General features: G+C 61.1%; 17 protein-coding genes. 10 read left to right on the forward strand and 7 right to left on the reverse strand.

Annotation, left to right across the window (positions count from 1 at the left end; translation table 11 throughout):
- Window positions 1-430 precede the first annotated feature (430 nt).
- From AOA60_RS02440 to AOA60_RS02460, 5 genes are all read left to right on the forward strand, one after another.
- Complete coding sequence (locus AOA60_RS02440; RefSeq protein WP_143522366.1) at window positions 431-3,739, forward strand: hypothetical protein; 3,309 nt, start codon at window positions 431-433, stop codon at window positions 3,737-3,739.
- A 219-nt stretch (window positions 3,740-3,958) separates the two neighbouring features.
- Entirely contained in the window at window positions 3,959-4,327 is a 369-nt protein-coding gene (locus AOA60_RS02445) for a response regulator (protein WP_099583012.1), read from the forward strand.
- 129 nt (window positions 4,328-4,456) lie between these two features.
- The gene (locus tag AOA60_RS02450) at window positions 4,457-5,857 is read left to right on the forward strand and encodes a DUF1254 domain-containing protein (protein WP_099583013.1); all 1,401 of its coding nucleotides are present in this window, start codon (window positions 4,457-4,459) and stop codon (window positions 5,855-5,857) included.
- Between the two features lie 63 nt (window positions 5,858-5,920).
- Window positions 5,921-7,471 (forward strand): J domain-containing protein, encoded by a 1,551-nt coding sequence (locus AOA60_RS02455; RefSeq protein WP_099583014.1) that lies wholly within the window; start codon window positions 5,921-5,923, stop codon window positions 7,469-7,471.
- Window positions 7,468-8,439, forward strand: coding sequence for a DUF3829 domain-containing protein (locus tag AOA60_RS02460; protein ID WP_099583015.1), 972 nt, complete (start codon window positions 7,468-7,470; stop codon window positions 8,437-8,439). Before AOA60_RS02455 ends, AOA60_RS02460 begins: the two co-directional genes overlap by 4 nt.
- Here the strand turns inward: AOA60_RS02460 and AOA60_RS02465 are convergent.
- Together AOA60_RS02465 and AOA60_RS02470 are read right to left on the reverse strand one after the other, a co-directional pair.
- Window positions 8,436-9,107 carry a DUF3313 domain-containing protein gene (locus AOA60_RS02465; RefSeq protein WP_099583016.1) on the reverse strand — a complete coding sequence of 224 codons (672 nt, stop codon included), beginning with the start codon at window positions 9,105-9,107 and terminating at the stop codon, window positions 8,436-8,438. The genes AOA60_RS02460 and AOA60_RS02465 overlap by 4 nt on opposite strands.
- Before the next feature lie 120 nt (window positions 9,108-9,227).
- Window positions 9,228-9,722, reverse strand: coding sequence for a hypothetical protein (locus AOA60_RS02470; RefSeq protein WP_099583017.1), 495 nt, complete (start codon window positions 9,720-9,722; stop codon window positions 9,228-9,230).
- A 163-nt stretch (window positions 9,723-9,885) separates the two neighbouring features.
- Here AOA60_RS02470 and AOA60_RS02475 point away from each other — a divergent pair, with 163 nt between their 5' ends.
- Window positions 9,886-10,578, forward strand: coding sequence for an aspartate/glutamate racemase family protein (locus tag AOA60_RS02475; protein ID WP_099583018.1), 693 nt, complete (start codon window positions 9,886-9,888; stop codon window positions 10,576-10,578).
- Here AOA60_RS02475 and AOA60_RS02480 read toward each other — a convergent pair.
- The 4 genes from AOA60_RS02480 to AOA60_RS02495 form a co-directional block, all read right to left on the reverse strand.
- Entirely contained in the window at window positions 10,575-11,087 is a 513-nt protein-coding gene (locus AOA60_RS02480; protein WP_099583019.1) for a GNAT family N-acetyltransferase, read from the reverse strand. The two genes, AOA60_RS02475 and AOA60_RS02480, sit on opposite strands and share 4 nt — an antisense overlap.
- A gap of 61 nt (window positions 11,088-11,148) precedes the next feature.
- Entirely contained in the window at window positions 11,149-12,219 is a 1,071-nt protein-coding gene (locus AOA60_RS02485) for a DUF1176 domain-containing protein (RefSeq protein ID WP_099583020.1), read from the reverse strand.
- A gap of 54 nt (window positions 12,220-12,273) precedes the next feature.
- Complete coding sequence (locus AOA60_RS02490) at window positions 12,274-13,413, reverse strand: glycerate kinase (RefSeq protein ID WP_099583021.1); 1,140 nt, start codon at window positions 13,411-13,413, stop codon at window positions 12,274-12,276.
- A gap of 91 nt (window positions 13,414-13,504) precedes the next feature.
- Window positions 13,505-14,611: a sugar diacid recognition domain-containing protein gene (locus tag AOA60_RS02495; RefSeq protein WP_099583022.1), complete on the reverse strand. Its 1,107-nt coding sequence runs from the start codon at window positions 14,609-14,611 to the stop codon at window positions 13,505-13,507.
- A gap of 161 nt (window positions 14,612-14,772) precedes the next feature.
- Between AOA60_RS02495 and AOA60_RS02500 the strand changes: the two genes are divergently transcribed.
- A complete protein-coding gene (locus tag AOA60_RS02500) occupies window positions 14,773-16,083 on the forward strand; it encodes an MFS transporter (RefSeq protein ID WP_099583023.1) in 1,311 nt (436 codons plus the stop codon).
- Window positions 16,084-16,149: 66 nt separating this feature from the next.
- On the opposite strand, the gene AOA60_RS02505 is transcribed toward AOA60_RS02500, so the two are convergent.
- Window positions 16,150-16,854 carry an SDR family oxidoreductase gene (locus tag AOA60_RS02505; RefSeq protein ID WP_099583024.1) on the reverse strand — a complete coding sequence of 235 codons (705 nt, stop codon included), beginning with the start codon at window positions 16,852-16,854 and terminating at the stop codon, window positions 16,150-16,152.
- A gap of 101 nt (window positions 16,855-16,955) precedes the next feature.
- Between AOA60_RS02505 and AOA60_RS02510 the strand changes: the two genes are divergently transcribed.
- From AOA60_RS02510 to rarD, 3 genes are all read left to right on the forward strand, one after another.
- Window positions 16,956-17,858: a LysR family transcriptional regulator gene (locus tag AOA60_RS02510; protein WP_099583025.1), complete on the forward strand. Its 903-nt coding sequence runs from the start codon at window positions 16,956-16,958 to the stop codon at window positions 17,856-17,858.
- Between the two features lie 81 nt (window positions 17,859-17,939).
- Window positions 17,940-18,950, forward strand: a complete 1,011-nt coding sequence (locus tag AOA60_RS02515) for an aldo/keto reductase (RefSeq protein WP_099583026.1) — start codon at window positions 17,940-17,942, stop codon at window positions 18,948-18,950.
- A 144-nt stretch (window positions 18,951-19,094) separates the two neighbouring features.
- The gene (rarD, locus tag AOA60_RS02520) at window positions 19,095-19,976 is read left to right on the forward strand and encodes an EamA family transporter RarD (protein ID WP_099583167.1); all 882 of its coding nucleotides are present in this window, start codon (window positions 19,095-19,097) and stop codon (window positions 19,974-19,976) included.
- Window positions 19,977-19,997 lie beyond the last annotated feature (21 nt).

Genomic DNA, 19,997 nt, shown 5'->3' on the forward strand with positions numbered 1-19,997 from the left:
ATTTTTCTAAGGCCGGGAGTGCGAAGAACTGCTGCCACTTGGTACAAAAGTGCCTCTATCAACGGCGTGTCACATCATGTCAACGAATTAACTCCTCACACTGTTGTGCACGTGCAATCGGAACGTGGGCGCGTCGGTTTTCCACCCAATGCGGCGTCTCCGAAACAGGGAGTTTCCATCAGGAGGGCGCTTAATTCCTATCCGTAAAGGTATTTGCAGCATGTTGAATATCTCGACACATGTGTCTACCGCCACGCCCCTTTCCGTCGTTACAGCCACGCCCAGGCCGAGCCTTGCTGAGTCAGCCCCTTCGGCTATAGGCCCCTCGGACACCCCATCGTCACCCGGGAAAACCGACCTCCGCGGCCAACTGGCCGATAAGGCGAACTTGAAGACGCTCGGCCAGGCGCTCAGGGACCTAGCGACAAGAATGGGCAAGGACGCAACGCCAGAGGCCATTCTTGAGGGGGTAAAAAACACATCCATGGCTATCGATCCGGCCTCTTCGTACCTCGCGCCGGGCAATGGCAGCGTGAGCCTGGAGGCTTTCATCGAGCACCTGGGAGTCAAGGTGCCCGCCGCCCACTTCCACCTCAATGCACTCGCTGATGCGGTGATCGACAGAGCGTTGGAGCACCCTCTGGGCAATCTGGGAGGCGCGCTGTCCTGGCCAACGCCCTTGGCGTCAGACGACCAGCGACGCCTGCGGGCCTTTACGCTCAATCACGTCCACCATCTGGGTGACAAACCGTTGGTGATGCAAACCCAAGACGGTGTACTGGAGTTCCTGCGTTATCGTCAGCCGTTACCGGCGGATGCGCAGAATGATCCCGCGAAGATACTGAATGCGCTGATCAGCTCACCGCGGGCCCAACTGATGGGCAAAGACATACAAGAGAAAATGCAAGGCATTGACACCGACAGCAGCGTGACGGATTACCTGCTGGCGGGGATTGCGCTGCAGATGGACCCTGAGTCCATCACCGCGCCTCGTCGCAACAGCATTGCCGGTTTCGATCTGGCAAGCGAGCAACATTGGGGTAAGCCCGCCTCCGCCGTAGTTGAAGGCCTGGCCGCTCATTTGAGCGCGACAAAGCGCACAAGCCCCGCCTTGGCACACGTCGGTGCCCACCTGCTGTTGGCCAGCCGCGCCCCGATGTTCCTGATCAAGGACATACCTGCCTCGGTGACCTATGGCAGTACGGCGTGGATGAACCTGGCGGTGGCTGCGGCCACAATCGAGGCCCGTACGCCGGGCAAAGTCCCGAACATGACGTTTGCCGATGTCATGCGAGAAGCCGAAAGTGCATCCCTGGCAGACCGTTCGATTACCCAGCACGCCCAGGCTGCGGCCCTGGTGGATTGGGGAGTGGCCAACGGTGTTATCGGCAAAAACCTCAACGACGACTACTCCGACGCACAACTCGATACGGTCAGAACCGCCTTCAACGAACAACTTGACGCTCGGCTCACGGCGACCAAAGCGCTGGACGAGTCAATACCCACCCGAAAAGAAATTGCACTGGCCAGACTCCAAGAGCGTTTTGGCGACCTGGGGCCGCTTTTCGAAGAGAAAGTGCTGAGTACAGACACTTATCGCGGGACCGATAAGCAAATCAGGCTGGTAGGCGAGCATTCGATGTTGGATATCGCCATGATGGATTTGCCGGATCCGGCGCCCTTCAAGTCGGATGACCCCCGTATTCCGTTGGAAGCATTGAACGCCAACTTGAGTTTTGGCGTGCGAGGCGCCTTCGAACAAGAGTTCAGCCAAAGCATCAAGGACAAAAAATCCGCTGTAAACACCACGATCCGGCACTTGATTTCACAGCTGCCGTTGGCGGATCGAAAAAAATTCGAATTCGGTAAAGTCACCTTGTTCCAAGAAGGTTCGCACGAGTTAGGCCTGGGGTTTACCGATAAAACCTACGGTCCAAACAAGCCAGGCCTGCTGATCAGGACTGAACTGAACGGCGTATCAGCAGCTTACGAAATCAACTTCAACAAAGGCACGATTGAACCCACGCATCTGTGGCGGGCGGAGGAACAGAGTTCAAGTCGATCACGGTGGGTATCCACGACTAAACCCTTCAAGCCTGAGGAGGGAGCCGACCTGCTCAGTGTTGAACGACCGGTGAATGAATCACAGTTGAACACCTTCAGCGGCGATCGATCCCATGCCATTGCCAACGCGTTTGTGCAGCACCTTGAACTCGACGACCCGTCTATAAAAGCCAATGCGCTGGGCCAGACCACCCTGGACGAATTGCAAGGCGGCCCCAAGCCACTCACCGAATTTCTGTTAAACCTGATCCCGTTTCGATCGGCCATCGTCAATTTCCAGAAAGGGAACTATGGCGAGGGCGCGTTCGATCTGGCGCTGGATGTATTCGGCTTTCTCACCGCTGGCGCCGCAGCCGCAGGCAAACTGATGAAGATAAGCAGCTCCGCGCTCTCCAGCGGCGCCAAGGCGCTACGCGCCGCCAAAGTGATCGGTGCAGCGACCATAGGGGCGCTGAACCCCTTGAGCGGTTTGGGTGATCTAGCGGCGGGAGGCGCGAGGGTATTGGGCCAGGGCGCCAGTTTCCTCGCGACCAGAGGGGCTGAGGCCATTCATAAACTAAGGGGTGCCAGCGGTAGCTATGACCTGCTGAACGCCGTCAGCAAAGAACACGGCACGGCCTTGATCGGTACGTTTACCGCCGGGAACCGCAGCATTGAAACGGTCTCAGTGCTCAAGAACGATCAGTGGTACCACTACAACCCCGACAAAAACGAGCTGTATGGGTTGCCGATCAAGGATTTCAAGCCCAAGGGCGCAAGTGAGCCCCCCACGTTTAACGCCCAGGGAGAGCGCGAATTCCATCATATGGACCTCAAGAACAACATTCTCGCTGCGCAAACGCCGCCCAATCTGCCGCGGTACAACTTAGGGCATTCACGCGGCCTACTGGAGAATGTCAAGGGGTACCACAAAGGCATGGACAGCGCGGAACTCAGGCAGTTGGCATCAAAAACCGATCGAACCCCGGAAGAAATGGGGGTGCTGACAAGGGAAATCAAAAAGAAAGACCTTGAGAATGCTCAGTACGCATCTCGTCTCTTGACCCACGATGTCAGCGCGCCCGGCGTTCGCGTCGTCCCGGTGTCACAAGTTCATTACCTGGCGAATGTTGATATTACGTCGCGTGGCGAGTGCGCGGGTCTATCCAATGCAATGGCCTTGGCGGTCCACCAAGGGAAAGAAGATAAGCTGATGCAAAACCTCTACAGGGCAGCCGATAACCCAAGCGATCCCAAAGCTGCTTTGTTCATTCAACAGCTAAAAGATCTTCAAGACTCGGCCAGCAGGAAAACTACTTTCCATATGGGCAAACCGCATACGAAGAAACCTTACCAAGACATCATCGAGGACTTGACCAACTCCCCCCAATCAAAAACCCTGCGGATAACGACCAAGGACCATGCAATGCTCGCCGGGATAAGAGTTGAAGCCGGCAAGACTGATTGGTTTTTCTACGAACCCAACTCCGGGATGGCCACATTCACCACCTTGCAATCGATGCAGGAGGGCATGGAGAAAGCACTGAACAGCGGGAACATTGCCGCTACCCTGCTCCCCTACGGCAAAAAGCGCGGTACACGGGAATACTCTGTCAGCACATTTGACCCAACTGACATGAATGTCGATTTCGTGAACAAGCCGGCTCTACAGCAACTCATCGATGCCCAATTGTAATGCCTTGATTTGCGCTGTTGAACACCCCAGCCTTGCAGCAAACCCTGCGGGGCTGGGCCTAAGAATTCAATTTGTACGCCCCTGGAAAGAGACAACGCCGTCCAGTGTCGTCACAATGCGCGCTTCTGGGGAACTTGCCTGGATCGGGAAGACTCACTAGTGAAGTGTCTTTTTGACTTTTTTATCACCGCCCCCCCCCTCTTTTCAGGAACTCCCACTATGTCGTCCGCGCCAACCTCCACAATCCTTGTCGTCGAAGACGATGCCATTGTGCGCATGCTGATCGTCGATGTGCTTGAGGAGCTGGAGTTCACGGTGCTTGAAGCGGCCGATGCCGAAGAGGCGCTCAACACGGTTCAAGACGGCGACAAGGTGATTGACCTGATGATGACCGACGTTGGCCTGCCGGACATGGACGGCAAGCAACTGGCAACGAAAGTCCGTGAGCTGCGACCCTCGCTGCCGATCCTGTTTGCCAGCGGCTATGCCGAGAACATTGACGTGCCCGCAGGCATGCAGGTGATTGCCAAACCGTTCTCGATCGACCAACTGCGCGACAAAGTCAAATCAATGCTGCCCAAAGCCTGATTCCGTCGCCAGCGGGATAACGTGACCTGCGTCATTTTTGCAGGGATTAACGTGACGTTCGGGAAATAAAACCGGAAACTCGCAGCCTTCACTCCCCGTCACTCAAAGCCCCTGTAAGGACGCAACAACATGATTGGAAAACCGACGCGCCTGCTGTTGGCGAGCCTCTCGATACTCTTGAGTACCGGCGCCTGGGCCGATTTCACCGCGACCCCGAGCGAAGCGCGGGCCATCGCCAAGGAAGCCTACCTGTATGGCTACCCGGTGGTGCAGATGTACAAGACGCTCTACACCCAGGCCGTTGATAAAGGCGGCGCCAACTTCAAGGCACCGTTCAACCGGATCGGCAACACCGCCCAGGTGTTTACGCCCAAGGACACGGCGATCTTGACCCCGAACGCCGACACGCCCTACTCCTTTGTATGGATGGACCTGCGCAGCGAGCCGTTGGTGCTCACGTTGCCGAAGATCGAAGATAACCGTTACTACTCGGTGCAGTTGATCGACCTCTATACGCAGAACATCGCCTACCTGGGCACCCGCAGCACCGGCAACAATGGCGGCCACTACATGATTGCCGGCCCGGACTGGAAAGGTCAGCAACCGGTCGACGTGGACCGCGTGGTGTACAGCGAAAGCAACATCGCCTATGCCCTGTATCGCACGCAGTTGTTCGATGAAAAAGACCTGAACAAGGTCAAGCAGATCCAGAACGGCTACAAAGTGCAGCCACTGAGCAGCTACGTGAAACAAGCCGCGCCGGCCAAGGCGCCGAAGGTCGAGTGGCCCAAGCCCACCGCGACCATGGCCGAAGGCCCGCAACTGTTTCGCTACCTGAACTTCATGTTGGCCTTCGCCGCGCCCCAGGACAGTGAAAAAGACCTGCTGGCGCGCTTTGCCACAATCGGCATCGCCCCCGGTGCGCCCTTCAAGTTCAACCAGTTGACGACCGAGCAGCGCAAGGCCCTGGAAGATGGCATCAGCGATGCCCGCGCCGAGTTTGCAACGTTCAAGAAGGACAAGCTCGACACCCACCAAGTGCCCAGCGGTGAGCTGTTCGGCAGCCGCGACCACCTGCAGAACAACTACCTGTACCGCTACGCCGGTGCGGACATGGGCATCTTCGGCAACTCCAGCGACGAGGCCGCGTACCTCAGTTATTTCGTCGACAGCGAGGGCAAGCCGGCCAACGGTGCGCGGCACAGTTACACCGTGCATTTTGCCAAGGACCAGTTGCCTCCGGCCGATGCGTTCTGGTCCCTGACCCTGTACGACGCCAAGACCAAGCTGCTGGTGCCCAATCACAAGAAACGCTACCTGATCAACTCGCGCATGCTGGGTGACCTCAAGCGCGACGCCGACGGCGGTGTGACCCTGGCGTTGCAGCACCATGAGCCACCGAAAGCCGAACAGAGCAACTGGTTGCCGGCGCCGCCCGGCCCGTTTTTCGCTGTCCTGCGGATTTACCTGCCCAAGCCTGAGGTGGGTAGCGGTCAATGGAAGCTGCCGCCACTGACACCGCTCAAGTAACACCACGCGCCCGGTCGCAACAGGGTCAGACCGGGCGCGATTGTTTAGGGAGTTGCACCGCACATGACTTGCTGGAATGTCCTCGGCCTGACGCCAGGTGCCGATAGCCGCACGATCAAGCGTCAATACGCCACCTTGTTGAAAAAGACCCGCCCGGACGATGACCCTGAGGGCTATCAGCGTCTGCGCGAGGCCTACGAGGCGGCACTGGCGTGGAACCCAGGCGAGCAGGTCGCGGATGACGTGCTTATCGAGACCTCCGACCTCAGCCTCGCCCAGCATTACCAAGCGGCCATGGCCGATGGCACCGCGCTGTTGCTCGAAGTCCACCTGTTGCAGCGCTGTATCGACGGCGACCTCAATGCCGAAGACACGCGATGGGCCTTCGAGACCTTCAACTGGCTGACCGCCTGGCAGCGGTTGGAATTGCCCAGCGAATTGATCAGCACCCTGGAGTTCCAGCACCGGACCCGGTTGCAGCAACCCTTGCACCAAGCCCTTGGCCAGCAAGACGACGCTGCGTTCCTGGCCGCCTACGCCGCTACACCCGGCGCGCATGCCTGGGTCAACAATCATCCCCATGCCGAGTGGTTCAACGAATGGTTGGCCAGGCTGCTTGCCAACCATCCTTACTGGTCGAGCACGGTGTTCGACGCCGTGTGCGCCGGACAAAACTGGCACGGCGGCGCAGACCATGGCTGCCCGGCCGGCGACTGGGCGCTGTTGTTGAAGCGCCAGCAAGGGCCAGCCTTTATGGCGCGCCAACGTGCGTTGGCAGCAGAACCGCCCCACAGCCCGCAACAGCGCGCCGCACGTTTACTGCTCGCACCGATGAGCCTGGGCCAGCGCCGTGCCTTCGCCCAACGCTTCGACGAAGACGACTGGAAGGCCTGCAAGACCCTGAGCGCCGATATTTATGCCGATCACGTCAGCGTTGCCGAAGGCATGCCCGGTGGCACGGTGTATTTCTGGCAGGGCTGGGAGTCGGCGATGGACACCTGGCCGTGGCTCGTGGCGCTGGTGCTCAGTTGCCTGGTGGGCGTGCTGGTAAAGGCCGACGCCCTGGCCGGCAACGTGGTACCGACCGTGGGCCAGGGGATCCTATGGTCGATCGGTGCCGTGGTCGGTGCGGGCATCGCCTGGCAGGCCTGGCGTCCGTTGGCTCATCAATACCGCGTGCTGGATGAACAGCTGAGCCAACGCTTGCCCCGCTGGCTCAGCCCGACCCACTTGCCGCTGCTGCCGATACGCGATCTGGTCCCCGGCCTGGTCCTGGCGGTAGCGTTGGGTTTTATGTTCAGCCCGTTCGCCAGCTTGACCCTGGTGGTCGCACTGGCGCTGGTGGGGTTGGTCAAGCGGCCTTTCATGAATCACCACACACCGTGGACCGCCCGCCATCCGCGCTGGGGCGTCCTCGGCACGGCGCTTTGCCTCGTCACTGCGGTCGCGCTCTACGCTGGCTTGAAGGTGCTCGACAACCAGCATCGGGTCACCCGCAACCAAGGCCTGCAACAGTGGACCGAACGCCTGTGCAGCCGCATGCCGCGCAGCGTGGTTGAGTGCCAGACGCCCGCCACGCAGGCGCAGTGGTACGGTCAGGAGGCCAAGCCATGAATCCAAAATGGTTGTTACCCATCAGTCTGGCATTGGGCCTGGGCCTGCTCGGCGTGGCCGGTGCCACCAGGCCTTTGCAAAAGGTGCAACTGTGGCTGGACCAGCGCGACAGCCCCCACACCGCCAGGGCGAGTGCCCTGGCGCCGATCATTGATTGCGTGAACCGCGTCGACCGGGATACGCGCCTAACTTATTACCCCGAGCCCGACAAGCCGACCCTCGACAACTATGGCGACCGCAACGAGCCGGCGCCGTACCTTATCCAGCGGTCGGTGTGTTCGCAGCAGTACACGGTGAAACTGGAGCGCCAGGCACCCGCCAGCGATTTGCTCGCGGCCGCCGGAGCCTACGCGCAATCGCTGTACGACCTCACGGCCCTGGCGGATGGGAGCGCTCGCGTGCAGGCGCGCAGTCTGGCGCCTACGGGCCAGGAAATAGCCGCAGAGGCCAAACACAAGCAATTAATGCTGGCCTACGACCAGGTCGTCGAAACCTATCTGACGGCGTCCACTTCTCTGCGCCAACAGCTGGAGGATGAAGATCTACGCGTGCGTCCCGCGCAACTGGCGCTGCTGGAGGCGCGGTTTGGCCGGGACATGCAGTGGCATCTGCTCAACTACATGATCACGGCGCGCCAGGCGGTCAACCAGATCGAGCGAGGTGTGCGCGACGCCAACCTGACCCCGCAGCAGGTGGCCGACTTGACCGAAGCGCTGCGCAAGACTGCCGAAGACGGCCGAATCTTTCTGAACGCCATGCCCAGCAGAAGGCTCGACGATGAGGCGATTCACCTCTGGTACAACATCAAGGCGCCTGCCGATGAATACCTCAAGGCCTTGGTTACCCTGCACCAGCACTGGCAGGACCACGCCGCGCCGCAGCAGTTGAGTGACGACTATTATCTCGTCACCCGCCGCTACGACGCCCTGCTCAGCTACTACAACCGGCTGGCCAGGAATGCGTTTTAGGGTTTTCTAAGTTTCATGTAGGACTGATGCAGGTCGGACGCCCATCCGTCGATCACGCCTTTCACGTCATCGGCCTTCATCACCTGTGAATCGTTTGCCAGTGGCTTGCCGGTACCTTTGCGCACCACTTGGGCGATGACCTTGCCACTGGCGCCGTCCAGAAACTGCGCTTCGGTGCCCAAGGTGGTTTCCTGGTCACGGATGCCGGTGCCGGTACTCACCGCCGCCGCCACCAGGGCCACCGGGATGAACTCATAGGGTTTCAGGCCTTCGGTCTTGCTGCTGACAGCAGTAATTGCCGCACGCACCACGATCACACCTGGGCCGGGCGCGTTGGCCAGGGGCAGTGACTTGGCCAACTCACGCTTGAGCGCCTGGTTGTAGTAGGCGTTGATGCCGTTGAGGGTGCTGTCGGGGATTTTCGCGGTGCCGTGGGGCTTGGGGTAAAACTGCGTGGGTTCGATGTAAGCCGCGTTGTAGCGGCTCAGGTCCAGCTTGGGATCGACCCAGCGCATCACCTCGGCGCCCGACGGTGACTGGGCCTGCTTGAGGTGGCTGTAGTCGGACAGAAAGCCCGAATACTCATCCGGTTGCGTCACCTTACTGGCGCAGCCCGTCATCCCCATCGTGGCAATGCATAGCGTGCTGATCATTAGCCTTAGCTTCATCATCGAACTCCCTGGCGGTTTTCATCGAAACAATGAGCTGTAGGTATAGCCAATCCTGGGGAATACACCTTATTTGCCCCCAGGCATTTGGCAGACCAGCGGGTGTGGCGACAAGACGACTCAGCTGCGCTCGCGAGGGATCAGGCTTTGCAACTGCGAGGCCAGGAAGTTGGCGTCGAAACCGAAGGTATCCGGGTCTTTCAGGCCATTGGTTTTCTTCCACAGCCAGTCGTTTTTATCGGCCGCCAGCACCAGCGAAACGCTGCCGTGGCGGGCAGCGGTCAAGCCCATCACTGCTACGGAAATCGAACCGCCCGCGCCCATCACATCCGGCACGAACTCCACGGTTTTGCCGGTGATCTGCACAATGAGCTTCTCGGTTTTGAAGGTGGACGTCTCCACCGGCACGCTGGGCCCACTGGCCACATAGGCTTGACGATGGACCTCCAGCAGCCCGACGGTTTTCACCGGCTCCAGCCACTGTTCGATCTGCTCGAACAACTCACCGAGTTTTTGTGCCCAGCGGGCTGATTGCACGTCGAATTGCTGCTTCTTGTGCGCTTCGCTGTCGGCGTAATGACGAAGCATCTCGCCCAGTTGCTGTACATCGTCCATTGCCAGATTCCTTGGGTGAGCCAGGTTGCGAGGGCTGATCATGGCAGATGCGGCGGTACGGCGTACGGCTTAAAACTGCACCGGTCATTTGGCTGGCAACTGCGTATGACTATTGGCTGGCCAGTGGGTAAGGTGAAGCCACATCCCTTGTCAGGAATATCACATGCGCACCATCGGCCTTATCGGCGGCATGAGCTGGGAGTCCAGCGCCGAGTATTACCGGATCATCAACCAGCGCGTACGCGACCAACTCGGGCCGCTGCGCTCGGCGCAACTGTTGATGTACAGCGTGGATTTCGGCCCTGTGCAGCAGGCCCAGCATGCAGGGCGCTGGGATGACGCCGCGTTGATCCTGGAAGAGGCTGCGCGTCGCCTGCAAGCGGGCGGCGCCGAGTGTGTGGTGCTGTGTACCAACACCATGCACAAGGTGGCACCACGTGTTGAGAAGGCGGTGTCGATTCCTTTCCTGCACATCGCCGATGCCGCCGGTTTGGCCGCTGTGGAAGCCGGCACGCTGACGGTCGGTCTGTTGGGGACTGCCTTTACCATGGAGCAGGACTTTCTCATGTCGCGCCTGGCCGAGCATGGCCTGACGGTATTGGTGCCGGACGCGAATGAGCGCCGGGACGTGCACCGCATCATCTATGAAGAGTTGTGCGTGGGCGTGATCAGCGACACGTCACGCCAGATCTACCAACGGGTGATCGAATCCCTGGCCGCCCGTGGCGCCCAGGCAATCATCCTCGGTTGTACGGAAATCGGGATGCTGATCAAGCCGGAACACAGCGACCTGCCACTGCTGGACACCACCGAGCTGCATGCGCAGGCTGCGGTGGCGTTTGCCTTGCAGGATTAAGCCGACCGGCGCAGGCGCGCCATGCTCAAGGTGTCGACAAACACACCGTCACGCAGGGCGTAATCGCGCAACACCCCTTCCACCTCGAAACCGAATTTACGGTACAGGTGTTGCGCGGCTTCGTTGTCGGCGTACACCGTGAGTTCCACGCGGTGCAGGTTCATCCAGTTGTCGGCCACGTCCAGCGCGGCCGTCAGCAGGCGCGAACCCACGCCCTTGCCCTGCCAGGCCGGTGCGACGCCCATGCCGAACGAACCCACATGGGCCCGGCGCACGCGCAGGTACTGTTCCAGGCCGAGCTGGCCGATCACCTCGCCCCCGTGCACCGCCACCAGTTGTAGCCGGCGCTCGTTGTCCAGCACCAGTCTGTTGCGCCAGGTCTCCACGGATTGAAAAGGCATTTGCAGCACCTGTCGACACACGGCCGGTTCGTTGTAGAGCGCTGCGACGCCCTCAAGATGGGCCTCGGTAAAGCGCTGGATCACGATATGGGGTTCAGGCGTGTGCATGGTGTTTCATCCTTTGAAAGACACGTGGCCAGCCAGTGTAGAGGCCCTGCCAGTCCGATGGCTAGGGTGCCGGCGCTGTCGACCACAACGCCGGCCAATCGCCGTAACCGACCCCGGTGCAGCGCGGCATGGCGTGCAGCTCGCTGAGCTGGAACCCCTGGCCATCAAACACCCAGACGGCGCCCTCGCCACAATCGCCGAGCCCGCGCAGCTTGTAGAAATAACTCAAGGTGCCGCTGGCCGGGTCGTACCCCACCGAGCCTTGCAGCGGCTCGATCCCCAATGGCAAGGGCTCAAGGTGCATCGGGGTTTGTGCGTACGGCGCCTGGCGCTGGCGGCTGACCACATCGTATTCACAGTTGTAGGCTGCGCAGTCATAACGCACCACCGTCATCGCCTGCTGTGCGGTCAGGGCGCCAGCGTTGGCCTCGGGCGCGCTGCCGGTGCCGTTATCCTCGGGCGTGATGGTATGCAACACAGCCGCGACAAGGCCAGCCTGCTCCTGCGCAGTCAACCCCGGCGCTCCTGGGAATCTGCGCAACACTGGTGCCTGCAAGCGCGCGGGCACGCCGCTGGCCGCGCCTTTACCCGGCCGGGCCAGGGCGCTGACGTTATCCACCCGGCCCTGCACGGAATCCATCAACAACAGCGAAGCACTCAACCCACTCAGCGACACATGGGCTTGCTCATCCCCCGGCAATTGCACACGCTGGCAATTGCGCAAACGCTGTAGCCACCGCCGCGCTGCAGCGTCCTCGATTACGCCGTAGGATTGCACCTCGGGATCACCGCCCTGATCGTCGAGTTCTACGTGCAGGTCCCGGGTCAGCTCCAGCTCCAGCGGCTGGCCGTCCAACAGCAGAGTCGACAGGTCCAGCGCCTCGCCGCGATGGTCGAACCGCAAACGCAGGAACCCTTCAGGCCCGGCCTGATGCCAGATGTGCAAGGTCAGCGAGCTGTAGTCCTCTTCGTCAACGCCACTGGGTGCGCTGAGGGCATGGCAATTGCGCAGGTTGTCGCAACCCGTGACCCAGTTCTTGATTTCCCGGAGCAAGGGGACGGTTTCGGCGTCGGCTTGAGCGAAAGTGGCAGTGCCGGTCAACAGCAGGGCCAGGAATGCGGGGCGCAGCATGGGGACTCTCCGTGTCAAAAAAGGCGCGGATTGTCCCATGTTCGGGAGGCGACGTCAGTGCTTGGCCGCCGCCCGCCACAACCGCGCAATATCCGCCGCCCGCTCACGCAGCAAATGCGGTGCCTCACCGCACGCCTGCTCCAGGCTCATCGGGCCGCAAGGCAGGGCGAAGGCAGCGTCGACGCCGTGGGCGTACATCTGTTCATAACCGTCGCCCAGGGTGCCGGCGATGACGATCACGGGTACGCCGTGCTGTTGGGCGATGCGGGCGACGCCGAAGGGGGTTTTGCCGCGCAGGGTCTGGGCGTCGAAGCGGCCTTCGCCGGTGATGACCAGGTCGGCGCCGCGTACGGCCGCGTCCAGGCCAACCAGTTCGGCGACGACGTCTACACCGGCTCGAAACTGTGCGCCGAGAAAGGCTTTGGCGGCGAAGCCCAGGCCGCCGGCGGCGCCGCTGCCGGGTTCATCGCGCACGTCCTTGGGCAGCACCTTGGCGCAGTGATCGGCGAAGTGGCTGAGGGCGGCGTCCAGCTTCTGGACTTGCTCGGGACTGGCGCCTTTCTGCGGGCCAAAAATCGCTGAGGCACCGTGGGCACCGCACAGGGGATTGTTGACGTCGGCGGCGATTTCAAAGCGCACCTCGGACAGGCGTGGATCAAGCCGCTCCAGGCTGATATGGGCCAGCTGGGATAAGGCCAGGCCGCCCGGCGCCAGCACCTGGGATTGGGCGTCAGACAGTTGCACGCCCAGCGCCTGCATCGCCCCGGCCCCGCCATCATTGGTGGCACTGCCGCCAATCGCCAGGATGATGCGCTGTGCGCCAGCATCCAACGCGGCGCGGATCAGTTCGCCAGTGCCGTAGGTGCTGCTGATGCAGGCATCGCGCTGCCCTGGCGGAACCAATTGCAGGCCGCTGGCTTCGGCCATTTCAATGATCGCCGTGTGGCTGTCGGCCAACCAGCCCCAGCGCGCATCAACCGTGGCGCCCAACGGCCCGCGTACGGCTTGGCGGCGCAATTCGCCATTGCAGGCCGCGAGTACCGAATCCACCGTTCCTTCACCGCCGTCCGCCATCGGGCACTGGATCAACTGCGCATCCGGCCAGACCTGCGCCAAGCCTTGGGCAATGGCCTGGGCGACGCCTTCGGCACTCAGGCTGTCCTTGAACGAGTCGGGGGCGATGATGATTTTCATGGGCTTTCTCCGGTTTTTATGACGCCCATGCTGCCAGTTGGCACCGGGAATGACGCCGGTCCGATGCACAAGTGCGGGTGGGGTTTGTTGTTCATTCCGACAAAGGCTGGGGCAACAGCTGTACGCCCAGGTACAGGGCAAGCATGCCATCCAGGGTCAGTGGGTCGACGCCGCTGAGTTCGGCGATGCGCTCCATGCGGTAGCGCAGACTGTTGCGGTGGATGCCCAACGCATCGGCGCAGGCCTGGCTTTGCCCATCGTGGTCGCACCAACTGCGCAGGGTGGCCAGCAGTTGGCCGTTGTTGTCCTTGGCCAGCACCTTGCGCAGGGGGTCGAGCAGTTCGTCGAGCGCGTCGTCGTTGCGATGGCGCCAGAGCATCACCGGCAAGCGATAACGGTTGAGGGTCAGCAACCGCGAATGCGGCAGAACATCGCGGCCGTAGGCCAGCAAGTCACCGACGCGCCGGTAGCAACGGCGCAACCCGGCCAGCCCCTCTGCCTGCCCGCCGACGGCCACCCGCAGGACATTCCAGCCTTGGCCTGCGAGTTTTTCGAGCAACCGTGGATTATCCACCTGCACCGCCGCAGGCCGGCACCATAACAGCGAGAACTGCGCCGAGCTGACGCACCAACTGTCCGGATAGCGCGACGTCAGCCAGGCACTCAACGCCTCCGCCGACTGGCCGTCACCCAGTTCGAACAGGTACGGCGTGCGCGCCAGTTGGGGCTTGAGTCCCAACTGTTGAGCTTCATCGACCAGACGCGGCGAGTCTCCGGTTTCGGCCAGAAGTAAGGCCAACAGATCATCGCAACGCTGGCGTCGCCATTGTTGCTCGGCTTGCTGATGACGGTGGCTGACCAGCATTTCAGCGGTCATGCGTACCAGTTCGGCGTAGGTGCGCAGCAGCTCAGGTTCGCCGGTGATGCCCAGCACACCGATCAAGCGCTGATCGTGCAGCAGCGGCAGGTTGATACCGGGTTGCACGCCCTTGAGGTGCTTGGCGGTCTGGCCGTCGATTTCCACCACGCGACCATTGGCCAGCACCAGTTGCGCGCCTTCGTGGCGAGTGTTGATCCGCTCGGACTCGCCACTGCCCAGAATCAGGCCCTGGCTGTCCATGACATTGACGTTGTAGGGCAAAATCGCCATGGTCCGATCGACGATGTCCTGCGCCAAGTCATGATCCAACTCGAACATGAGTCTAAATTCCTGAAAAAACATGATTGTTCATCGGCACAGCGCAAAGTATCCGTCACTGTGCGCGAGCACAAAGACAGCACCCCGCTCCGTGGCCGAGACTCGTTGGGCGATCAACGTTACCCTCGCATCGCGAAAAATCATAATAAAGAGAGAACGCCATGTCACAGAGCGCCGCTGCCACACTGGCCACCGATGACGATAAAAACGCCATCTACAAGCGCATTACCCTGCGCCTGATCCCCTTCATTTTCATCTGCTATCTGTTCAACTACCTCGACCGGGTCAACGTTGGCTTTGCCAAGTTGCAGATGCTTGATGCGCTGAAATTCAGTGAAACCGTGTACGGCCTGGGTGCCGGGATTTTCTTCATCGGCTACGTGCTGTGCGGCGTACCGAGCAATCTGGCGCTGACCAGGTTCGGTCCACGGCGCTGGATTGCGTTGATGATGATCGTGTGGGGCACCTTGTCCACGTGCCTGTTGTTTGTCACCACGCCGACGCATTTCTACACCCTGCGCCTGTTCACGGGCGCTGCCGAAGCCGGCTTCTTCCCTGGCGTGGTGCTTTACCTGTCGCAGTGGTTCCCGACCTTCCGCCGTGGCCGGATCATGGCGCTGTTCATGTCGGCGATCCCGGTGTCCGGCTTGCTCGGCAGCCCGTTCTCTGGCTGGATTCTCAACCACTTCGCCGCCGGCCAAGGCGGCTTGGCGGGCTGGCAGTGGATGTTCCTGCTGCAAGGCATCCCCACCGTGATTCTCGGCGCCCTCGCCTTCTTCCTGCTCAGTGACACGTTTGCCCACGCCAAGTGGCTCAAACCCCACGAGCGCGCAGTGCTGGAAGCCGATCAGGCGACGGACCTGGCCAACAAGCCGAAGACCACCACCGACTCCCTCGCCGAAGTGTTCAAGAACCCGGCGATCTGGGCGTTCGGCCTGATCTACTTCTGTATCCAGAGCGGTGTGTACGCGATCAACTTCTGGCTGCCGTCGATCATCAAGAACCTGGGGTTCAGCGATAACCTGGTGATCGGCTGGCTCAGTGCGATTCCGTATTTGCTGGCGGCGGTGTTTATGCTGCTGGTGGGCCGCTCTGCGGACTTGCGCAAGGAGCGTCGCTGGCACTTGGTGGTGCCGATGCTGATGGGTGCGATTGGCCTGCTGATTGCTGTGAATTTCGCCACCACGCCGGCGATTGCCATCCTTGGCTTGACCATCGCCACCATGGGCGCCCTCACCGGCCTGCCGATGTTCTGGCCAGTGCCGACGGCGATGCTCAGCGCGGGCGCGGCGGCGGGTGGCTTGGCGTTAATCAATTCCATGGGGCAGATGGCGGGGTTTCTCAGCCCGTATATCGTTGGCTTTGTGAAGGACGCTACAGGCTCGACCGATATTGCGCTGTACCTGCTGGCGGCGGTGATTGTGGCGGGTAGCTTTCTGGCTCTGCGGATGACACGCACCTTGAAGGCATAACGCTGCGCTTGTGGGAGGGGTCAAGCCCCTCCCACATTGAGTCCTCTGGGTTCTCGCGGTTTTTGTCTACAGCAATCCGCCGCCGTCGATGTCGATCACGCTGCCGGTCATATAGCCATTTTCCATGGCCAGTACATACCCCGCCGCCACCTCCTCGGCCTGCCCTACCCGCCCAACCGGCAACGCACCGCCCGCCTTGGCGAACATCGCCAACCGCTGCTCTTCAGCCAACCCGGCATACGCCGGTGTATCAATCACCCCAGGGCTGACCACGTTGACCCGACGCGGTGCCAACTCTTTGGCCAATTGCTTGCCCAGTGCCTCGGTCGCGGCATTGATGCCGACCTTGATAAATTGCCCCGGCACCCACTTACGCCCCAGTTGCCCCGAGGTCAGGCTGATGCTGCCGCGCTCGTCGAGAAACGGCAGCGCCAGTTGGATCGCGCGCAACGCGCCCCAGAGTTTCACGTTGAAATTATCCTGGGCCTCGTCCAGATCGGTGTCGATCAAGAGCTTGGCGCGCACCGAGGGGCCTGAGGTATAGACCAGATGGTCAAAGCGCCCGACGCCTTCGAACAGACGTTGCAGGGATGTCGCGTCCGTCACGTCGACCGGTTCGCTGCGCACGCCGTTGTCGCTGCCGGCGGACAAGCGCCGGCCCGCCAGCACCACGTGGGCGCCCCGCGCAACCGCCGCCTTGGCCACCGCCGCGCCAATGCCGCTGCTGCCGCCGATCACGATGACGGTTTTACCGCTGAGGGGAGAAGTCATGGGGAGATATCCTGGGTGAGAAAGTGAGCGTTCATCTTCCCAGCTTGGCAATCGACGAAAAATCCCGGTAAAACGACAAGATCTTTAAAGGATTTTTACAAATGAGCTCAATCCTCGACCTTGAAGTCTTTGTGCGCACCGCCGATACGGGCAGCCTGTCCGCGGCCGCACGCGGCCTGGGTTTGACGCCAGCGGCGGCCAGCATCGCCCTCAAACGCCTGGAAACCCGGCTGGGCATTCGCCTGCTGGCACGCTCCACCCGCAGCATGCGCCTGACCGAGGAAGGCAAGCGCTACCTCGACAGCGTGCGCGAAGCGTTGGCCGCACTGGCCGACGGTGAACAGGCGCTGAGGCAGCACAGCCAAGGGCTGACGGGATTACTGCAATTAGCCGCACCCTCGGATTTCGGGCGCAATGTGGTGCTGGGCTGGCTGGACGCATTCAAGGTGGAGCACCCGAACATCCGCCTGCAACTGCTGCTCAACGACAGCAATGCCGACCTGTTCCGCGACACCGTCGACATCGCCCTGCGCTTCGGCGTACCTCGCGATTCCAGCCTGGTGGCGCTGCCGGTGGTGCCCGATCACCAGCGTATTGCCTGCGCCAGCCCCGCGTATCTCGCGCGCCATGGCACCCCCACGACACCCACGCAATTGGCGCAACACAGCACGCTGCGGTACATGCGACAGGGGCGCGCCAACAGTACGTGGTTCTTTCGCCAGGGCAGCGAGCTGCAGGAAGTCGACGTGACCGGCGATTACCTGAGCGACGACGGTGAAATTGTGCGGCGCTGGGCCTTGGCTGGCCACGGCATCGCCTATAAAGCCAACCTGGATATCGCCCGGGATCTCAAGGCAGGTCGCCTGGTGCACCTGTTGCCGGATTGGCAAGGCGAACCCACCCCGTTCAACTTGATGTGCCCCCACCGTCTGCAAGTGTCGGAGCGGGTGAAAGTGCTGCATCGGTTTCTCCAAGTGCGTTGTCAGGCGTTGCTGAGCGAATGAAGAAACATGCCCAGGGCTTGTTCCAGAGCCTCTGAGTCTGGTATTGCATGGGCACCGTCTCACAGCCGCAAGGAGCTATGCATGATTTACCGCACATTGGGCCAGTCCGGTTTGAAGGTCAGCGCGTTGACCCTGGGCACCATGATGTTTGGCGAGCAGACCCCTACCGAGGACTCGCTGCGCATCATCGACAAGGCCTGGGACCAGGGCATCAACTTTATCGACACGGCGGACGTGTACACCGGCGGACGCTCCGAAGAACTGGTCGGCGAAGCCATTGCCCGGCATCGCCAGGATTGGGTGGTGGCGACCAAAGTCGGTTTCGGCCCGCCGGACGGCTTGCCTAACCGCAGTGGCTTGAGCCGCAAACGCATCTTCAATGCGCTCGACGCCAGCCTGACCCGACTCGACACCGATTACCTCGACATCTACTACTTGCACCGCGAAGACCACGACACCCCGTTGGACGTGACGATCTCTGCGATCGGCGACTTGATCCGCCAGGGCAAGGTCCGCTACTGGGGCTTATCCAACTATCGCGGCTGGCGCATTGCCGAGGTGATCCGCGTGGCCGAACGTCTGGGCGTCGACAAACCGGTGATCAGCCAGCCGCTGTACAACATCGTCAACCGGCAGGCCGAGGTCGAGCAGATCACCGCCGCTGCTGCCTATGGCCTGGGCGTAGTGCCGTACAGCCCGCTGGCACGCGGCGTGCTCAGCGGTAAATACGCGCCGGACGTCACGCCAGAACCGGGCAGCCGGGCGGCACGCCAGGACAAGCGCATCCTGGAAACCGAATGGCGCGTGGAGTCGCTGCGCATTGCCCAGCAGATTCAGCAATACACCCAAGGGCGTGGCGTGGGGATTGTGGAGTTTGCCATCGCCTGGGTACTGAACAACTCAGCGGTGAGTTCGGCGATTGTCGGGCCACGTACCGAGGCGCAGTGGGACGCCTACACCGGCGCACTGGACGTGAAAATCACCGCAGAGGATGAGGCTTTTATCGATTCGTTGGTGACACCGGGGCACTCGTCTACGCCAGGCTTCAACGATGTGAGCCACTTTGTCTCGGGGCGCATTGCCCGATCGTAGGTGGTGGATGGCCTCAGGAGTCAAGGCCGATTCCGTGGTGTGAGAAAATTTCCCAGCATTTGCCCCAAAACAGAGCAGCCGTTTCACGCCGTAAGCACCATAATGCACGCCTCTCTTGTACAAATCGGCTTTCGCGAGGACAGCGTGTCTAAAGGTGTTGTGTTATCGGTCTCGGCCTCGGTGTTGTTTGCCGTGATGTATTACTTCACATCATTGCTCACACCGTTGAGCGGCCTGGAGATTTTCGGCTGGCGCATGCTGCTGACCGTGCCGTGCATGACGGTGTTCATGCTCGTCAGCGGCGAATGGCGGCGCGTATTGGAATTGCTGCGGGTACTGGCGGCCAAGCCACGATTGATCGCGGGCGTCGTGCTGTCTTCGGCACTGCTGGGCGTTCAGCTGTGGTTGTTCATGTGGGCACCGCTGAACGGGCGCAGCCTGGATGTGTCGGTGGGTTACTTCCTGCTGCCACTGACCATGGTGCTGACCGGGCGCCTGGTCTGGGGTGAGCAGCTCTCCTACCTGCAAAAAATCGCGGTGTTTTTTGCCGGCCTCGGGGTGCTCAACGAGCTATACCAGGCCGGTGGTTTTTCCTGGGCGACGCTGGTGGTGATCATTGGTTACCCGCTGTACTTCATCGTACGCAAGTACCTCAAGACCGATAACCTGGGCGGGCTCTGGCTGGATATGGCGCTGATGCTGCCGGTGGCCTGGTGGTTCGTGCAAAGCGGCGAGCAGGGGTTTGCGGTGATGGATGTGCACCCGAAACTGTACGCATTGATCCCAATATTGGGCCTGATCAGCGCGTCGGCATTGGTGAGCTACATCATCGCCAGCCGCTTGCTGGCGTTCAGCCTGTTCGGGCTGCTCAGTTATGTCGAGCCGGTGCTGTTGCTGGTGGTGGCACTGCTGTTGGGTGAAGGGATCAAGCCGGGTGAATGGCTGACCTACATTCCGATCTGGATTGCAGTGATGGTGCTCGTGTTCGAAGGCTTCAAACATCTGGTGCGTCAGCGCCGCGCCTGATTCACAGGCGATAAAAAGCCC

The sequence above is a fragment of the Pseudomonas sp. 2822-17 genome (genome assembly GCF_002742485.1).
Taxonomy (GTDB): Bacteria; Pseudomonadota; Gammaproteobacteria; order Pseudomonadales; family Pseudomonadaceae; genus Aquipseudomonas; species Aquipseudomonas cyclaminis.